Source organism: Micromonospora sp. 15K316 (assembly GCF_004348525.1).
GTDB lineage: Bacteria > Actinomycetota > Actinomycetes > Mycobacteriales > Micromonosporaceae > Micromonospora.
This window is the reverse complement of the sequence record NZ_SMKG01000294.1, coordinates 1-6,122: the sequence shown is the minus strand read 5'-3', so window position 1 is coordinate 6,122 and position 6,122 is coordinate 1. Positions and strand designations below refer to the sequence as shown.

The 6,122-nt window shown below is 67.9% G+C and carries 7 protein-coding genes; all 7 read left to right on the top strand.

Annotation, left to right across the window (positions count from 1 at the left end):
* Positions 1 to 653, top strand: a 653-nt coding sequence (locus E1211_RS29865) for a phosphopantetheine-binding protein (RefSeq protein ID WP_132353205.1), incomplete at its 5' end; no start/stop codon positions are given.
* A gap of 53 nt (positions 654 to 706) precedes the next feature.
* Positions 707 to 1,087 carry a nuclear transport factor 2 family protein gene (locus E1211_RS29860; protein ID WP_243709764.1) on the top strand — a complete coding sequence of 127 codons (381 nt, stop codon included), beginning with the start codon at positions 707 to 709 and terminating at the stop codon, positions 1,085 to 1,087.
* A gap of 11 nt (positions 1,088 to 1,098) precedes the next feature.
* Positions 1,099 to 2,172, top strand: a complete 1,074-nt coding sequence (locus E1211_RS29855; protein WP_132353203.1) for a branched-chain amino acid aminotransferase — start codon at positions 1,099 to 1,101, stop codon at positions 2,170 to 2,172.
* 60 nt (positions 2,173 to 2,232) lie between these two features.
* A complete protein-coding gene (locus tag E1211_RS29850) occupies positions 2,233 to 2,694 on the top strand; it encodes a cobalamin B12-binding domain-containing protein (RefSeq protein ID WP_243709763.1) in 462 nt (153 codons plus the stop codon).
* A complete protein-coding gene (locus E1211_RS29845) occupies positions 2,691 to 4,055 on the top strand; it encodes a methylaspartate mutase (RefSeq protein WP_132353201.1) in 1,365 nt (454 codons plus the stop codon). Before E1211_RS29850 ends, E1211_RS29845 begins: the two co-directional genes overlap by 4 nt.
* An 8-nt stretch (positions 4,056 to 4,063) precedes the next feature.
* Positions 4,064 to 5,083: an asparagine synthetase A gene (locus E1211_RS29840; protein WP_132353199.1), complete on the top strand. Its 1,020-nt coding sequence runs from the start codon at positions 4,064 to 4,066 to the stop codon at positions 5,081 to 5,083.
* On the top strand, positions 5,080 to 6,122 hold a 1,043-nt coding region (locus tag E1211_RS29835), incomplete at its 3' end, for a glutamate synthase-related protein (protein WP_132353197.1). The genes E1211_RS29840 and E1211_RS29835, both read left to right, overlap by 4 nt.

The window sequence follows — 6,122 nt, the reverse complement described above, 5'->3', positions numbered from 1 at the left end:
GGGAGCGGATGTACCGCACCGGTGATCTGGTGCGTTGGCGGGCCGGTGGGGTGCTGGAGTTCGTCGGTCGGGCGGATCAGCAGGTGAAGATTCGGGGGTTCCGGATCGAGCCGGGTGAGATTGAGGCAGCCCTGTCCCGGCACCCCGCGGTACGCCGCGCCGCCGCCGTGGTCCGCACCGACGCGCAGGGCAACAAGCGACTCGTGGCTTACGTCGTCGGTGATGCAGATCCCGTCGACCTGCGCCGGCACGCCGAGAGTCACCTTCCCGAGCACCTCGTACCGGCCGCCTTCGTGGTCTTGGACGTGCTGCCACTCACGCCGACGGGCAAGCTGGACCGGGCGGCGCTCCCGGAGCCCGACTACGCGTGCCTGGCCGTCGGCGCAGCGCCGCGCAACCACCGCGAGGAAACGTTGTGCGCACTCTTCTGCGAGCTGCTCGGCCTCGACGCCGTCGGCATCGACGCCAACTTCTTCGTTCTCGGAGGGCACTCGCTGCTCGCCACCCGGCTCATCAGCCGGATTAGGAGCGCCTTCGGCCTCGAGCTGAGCATCCGCGCCGTTTTCGAGGGGCCCACCGTCGAGGCAATCGCCTCCCGCCTGGAGACCGCGCCGAAGGCGCGGCCCCTTCTGACCCGCAGGACGTCCTCCTGAGCCACCTGCCCAGACGACGCCGGCACATACCGAATCCCCAAAGGAGGGGTGACGTGACCACAGGAACTACACCGCACCATGACCGCTCGATCGAACAAGTACTGCGCTGCTACTCGCTCGTCGACAGCGGTGACGTCCCCGCGCTCGTCGACCTGTTCACCGACGACGTGACCTATCACCGGCCGGGTTACCAGCCGATCGTCGGCCGGGACGCGTTCGAACGCTTCTACCGCGCCGTCCGGATGATCCGGGAGGGCGAACACATCGTTGACACCCTGCTGGCCGACGATGCCAAAGTCGCCGTGCACGGCCGGTTCCACGGTGTGCTCCACGACGGCAAGGACGTTGACCTCCGCTTCGCCGACTTCTTCGTCGTCGAGGACGACGGGCGGATCTCCCGCCGCGACACCTTCTTCTTCGCCCCCTTGGTTTGAAAGGAGATCTAATGGCCTCCGCACCCGCACTCCGGGTCACCAACGCCTCCCGGGTGGTGCACAACCCCGGTCACGGCGACGCTTTCACCGACCACATGGTCACTATGGACTGGACGCCGGCCGAGGGCTGGCACGGAGCTGACCTGCGCCGCCTGGAAAACCTGTCTCTGCACCCGGGCACGTTGGGCCTGCACTACGCTCAGGTCGCCTTCGAGGGACTGAAGGCGCACCGCCAGCACGACGGGACGATGGCGGTGTTCCGCCCCAGGGACCACGCCCGGCGCTTCCAGCGGTCGGCGCGGCGGGTGGTCATCCCCGAGGTTCCCGAAGACCTCTTCGTACGGGCCATCGAGGACCTCATCGTCGCCGACGAGGCGCACCTCTCCGACGACCCCGCGCATAGCATCTACCTGCGGCCCATGGTGTTCGGGACGGACCCTTCGCTGATGCTGCGGCCTTCGAACACCTTCCGTTTCCTGCTGATGGCGTTCGTCGCGGGCGGTTTCTTCGGCAAGCAGGTGAGCGGGGTCTCGGTCTGGGTCAGCCGCGAACACAGTAGGGCGATCCCGGGCGGGACGGGCGACGTCAAGATCGCCGCCAACTACGCCCCGTCATTCCTCGCGCAGCGTGCCGCCGAGCAGGCCGGATGCCAGCAGGTCGTCTGGCTGGACGCGGTTGAACGCCGCTGGGTGGAGGAGATGGGCGGGATGAACCTCTTCTTCGTCCGAGGTCGGGGAAAGGACGCCGAGGTGGTGACTCCGGCGCTGACAGGGACCCTCCTGCCCGGCGTCACAAGGAACAGCCTGCTCACCCTGACCGAGCGGCTGGGTTACCGGCCGCGAGAGGAGCGGATCTCGGTGGACCAGTGGCGGGACGAATGCCGCCAGGGTCTGATCACGGAGGTTTTCGCCTGCGGCACCGCCGCTGTGGTCACCCCGGTGTACCAGGTGCGTGACGTCGACGGGGACTGGACGATCGGCGACGGTGGACCCGGTCCCGTGACGCTGCGGCTGCGGGAGGCGCTCGTCGACCTCCACCACGGCCTGGCCCCGGACCCCGACGGGTGGCTGCACCGCATCGGCTGAGTCAGTGCTCGGCTGCATATCCAACGTCGACCGTCGAACAAATCTTCGAGTCAGGAGTAAATGCGGGCCATGGAACTCGTTCGCTGCCCCGCGGAGCTCGGCACCGCGAGTCGTACCGTCATCGTGTCGAGCGTGTCGTCCGATTCGCACACCTGGAATCTCGTCTACCTGCAGCTGGTGTTGGAAGAAGCCGGCTGTCGGGTTGTCAATTTGGGCCCCTGCGCTCCGGATCAGCTAATCGTAGCGGAGTGCCTGAGAAACCGTCCCGACCTGCTGGTCGTCAGCACCGTCAACGGTCACGGTTTCCAGGACGGCAGCCGCCTGATCAGGGTGCTGCGCAACCATTCCGAACTCAGGCAGATGCCGGTGGTCATCGGCGGCAAGCTCGGCATCTCCGGGCCGGACCACCGGAGCTCGGCCTCGCTCGTCGACGCAGGGTTCGACGGCGTATTCGAGGAGGACGCGGACATCCAGCTGTTCCGCTCATTTGTGGCGGCGCTGCCGGTCGGGGTGACGTCGTGAACCACCAGCGCCCGGCGGAAGGGGCCGCGGGCAGGCAGCCGGCCTGCGGCTCCTTCGGCCAGTTCGTCGCTGATCAACACCAGGCCGGTCGTCTGGTGGTCCAGCCGAGAATGGGCATGAGCGACCCCGCCGTCATGCGGGCCGGACTGGAAGCGACGAAGGCCGCCCGGGCGACTACCGCCGGCACCATCACCGTCGACAGTTTCACCCGGACCGGGGACCGCAACGCGGTGCAGACGGCGCTAGCCGCGGGGTTGGAACTCAACGGCTACCCGATCGCCGACCACGACCTGCTCGTGAGCCGCAGGGTGCTTCATGGCGTACGGGACAAGACCTTCCCGGTCCAGGTCAGGCACGGCTCCGCACGTCCCCAGCACATCTTCGCCGCCCTGATGGCGGTGGGACTGGACGCCACCGAGGGTGGCCCCGTCTCCTACTGCATGCCGTACAGCCGGCTGCCGCTGCGCGAGTCGGTGCGCAACTGGGCGCAGGCTTGCGAGATGTTCACCCAAAACGGCTCGGCGCAGGCAGATCCGCATCTGGAAACCTTCGGCGGTTGCCTCTTGGGGCAACTGTGTCCGCCGAGCCTGCTGGTGGCGCTCAGCCTGCTAGAGGCGATGTTCTTCCGCCAACACGGCGTTCGGAGTGTCTCGGTCAGTTACGCCCAGCAGAGCAACGCAGAGCAGGACCGGGAGGCCATCCTCGCGCTGCGGCACCTAGCCCGAATTTTGCTCGACGACTGTGACTGGCACGTGGTGCTTTACACCTACATGGGTCTCTTTCCGCGCACGCCTGAGGGTGCGAACGGCGTCCTGGCGGAGGCAGCGCGGCTCGCCGTGCGTACCGGCTCGGCGCGGCTAATCGTCAAGACGACTGCCGAGGCGCATCGCATCCCGTCGATCGCGGAGAACGTCGCCGCCATGGAGTATGCCGCGTCGGTCGCGGCGGCGGAGAGGGCGGCGGCGCCGAACACGGCACCGGTGACGAACACCGGCCTCCTCGATGAGGCGCGGGCCCTCGTCGAGGCCACCCTGTCGCTGCATTCCGACGTCGGAGTCGCCCTGGTCGAGGCGTTCCGGCGAGGCTGGTTGGACATTCCGTTCTGCCTGCATCCGGACAACGCCGGCCAAACCCGCGCATACATCGATTCGAGCGGCTGGCTGCGCTGGTCGGCGCTCGGCGCCCTGCCCATCCCTGCGGTGGACGGACCGCGGACCGGGGGAGCTATCGGATCGGCCGACCTGCTCGATTCGCTGTCCTTCGTCTCCCGCAAGTTCGACAGTGCTGCCCTGGGCGGCCGTCGTGGGCGGCGAACCATGAGTCACCGCCCGCTCATGAGTCAACCCGACGACAACCGCTAGGAGGATCTGTGACCAGGACCTTGCCGCAGACGGACATCGACGCCGGATCGCCCGAGCTGCCGAGTGACCCAGGCCGCCACCTTGCCTCGCCTATCACCCGATCGGCGCTCACCATCCAGCACTGCCTGCTGACCGCCGCCCGGGAGTACCTGCGGGCGAAAGGTTTCGTGGAGTTGCTGTCGCCGATCATCGGTCCCGTGACGGACCCCGGAGCACGCGGGGCCAAACAGGTCGACGTCGACTACTACGGACACCGGTACAAGTTGATGACCAGCGCCATCCTCTACAAGCAGGCCGCGCTGCTGAGCTTCGACAAGATTTTCTACATCGCCCCGAATGTGCGGCTGGAGCCGCTGGAAACCAGCTCGACCAGCCGGCACCTCGCCGAGTTCCACCAAATCGACGTCGAGGCGGCGGGGGCATCGCGGGACGACATCATGGGGCTGCTCGAAGGTCTCGTCCGGCACGCGGTGGAGATGATCTGCACCACTGTACCTGCGGAACTCGCGTCCTTGTCCAGGGACAGAGCAGCGTTGGTGGCCGCCGTGGGCGGGAACTTCGGCCGGATCACCCACGGGCAGGCCGTCGAATCGCTGCGACGGCTCGGCCACGATCAGAGCGAGGCCGCCGAGATCGACTGGCAGGCGGAGGTGATCCTGTCGCGACAGGCCGAGCGGCCGTTCTTCGTCACGGACTACCCGAAGGGATCGCGCGGGTTCTACGACCGGGAGCACCAGGAATCACCTGGTGTGCTGCAGAACTTCGACCTCATCCTGCCGGAGGGCTACGGCGAATTGTGCAGCGGCAGCGAGCGGGAGTACGACTACGGCAGGCTCGTCGCCCGCATGCGGGAGACAGGCGAAAACCCGGCGAAGTACGGCTGGTACCTCGATTTGGCACGGGCCGGCATTCCGGCCAGCGCGGGATTCGGTGTCGGGGTGGAGCGCCTTACCCGTTACCTCGCGGGACTACCGGCGGTGTGGCAGGCGAGCGCATTCCCCAAGGTGCCTGGCGTGGTGGCGCCATGACGGGCGCGTTGCGGGCGCCCGGTTTCCCAGAGCAGGAGGTCCGGGCGCGGGCACGGGAGGGGGCCGGGCGGGTCTTCCCGCCTCCGGAGTCGTACGGCAACAGCGTCTGGGGCGCCGGGGCTCATGTCACGCCGCCGGTGGCGTCCGATGCCATCGACGACATGCGGATCGTGCCACCCGTCTTCATGCCTCGTCGACTCGAGGCGTTGATCGAGCTGGGTCGGGAGCCGCTCTACACCGATGTAGCTCTGGACACCGACCTGGGCGGCTTCCGCTCCCCGCTGCCGCTATTTGTCACGGCACTCGGCTCGACCCAGGTTGCCAGCGCCACCCTGGGCTCTGCGGTGAGCCGGCAGGCCGGCCGTCTCGGCCTGCCGATGGTCATCGGCGAGAACGTGGTTCCGGCGATCGGTTTCGGCCGTACGGATCCGGACCTCGACGTGTCATTGCTAACCAGGGTGCGTGCCTACCTCAAAGAACTTCCTGACGGGCGTGGGGGAGTGGTCGTGCAGCAGAGCACCGAGGACGCCGACGCCGAGGTGTGGAACCTCGTGTACAGCGACCCGACGGTGCGACCGCTGCTCGAATCCGGGCGACTCGCGTTCGAGTTGAAGCTCGGACAGGGCGCTAAGCCCGGACTGGGCGGGATGACGCTGCTCGACGCCAGCTCGGCGCCAGCGGTCGCCGACCGTTTCGCCATCGACGCGGTGCTCGACGACGGCAGCGGACGGGCGTTGCGCAGCGCCAGCCCGGGCACTTTTACCGAAGAGATCCTGCGTCAGCAGGTTCGACTGATGCGCAACAACTACCCGCGGGCGCGAACGTGGGTCAAGTTGCACCCGGGAAGGGACGTTGCCCACGCCGCGCAGGTGGCCTGGGCCGCCGGCGCCGACGCGGTGACCGTCGACGGCGCCGAGGGCGGAACCGGTTGGGCTCCCCTGGCATTCCTCGACCACGTCGGCTTACCGCTGGCGGAATGCCTTGCCAAGATCAGTGCGGGACCGGGATGTCTGTTGGCCAGCGGCCGCATGTGGGAGGG

Coding starts and splice junctions, on each gene's coding strand:
- E1211_RS29855 (WP_132353203.1), top strand. CDS start 1,099: ATGGCCTCCGCACCCGCACTCCGGGTCACCAACGCCTCCCGGGTGGTG.
- E1211_RS29850 (WP_243709763.1), top strand. CDS start 2,233: ATGCGGGCCATGGAACTCGTTCGCTGCCCCGCGGAGCTCGGCACCGCG.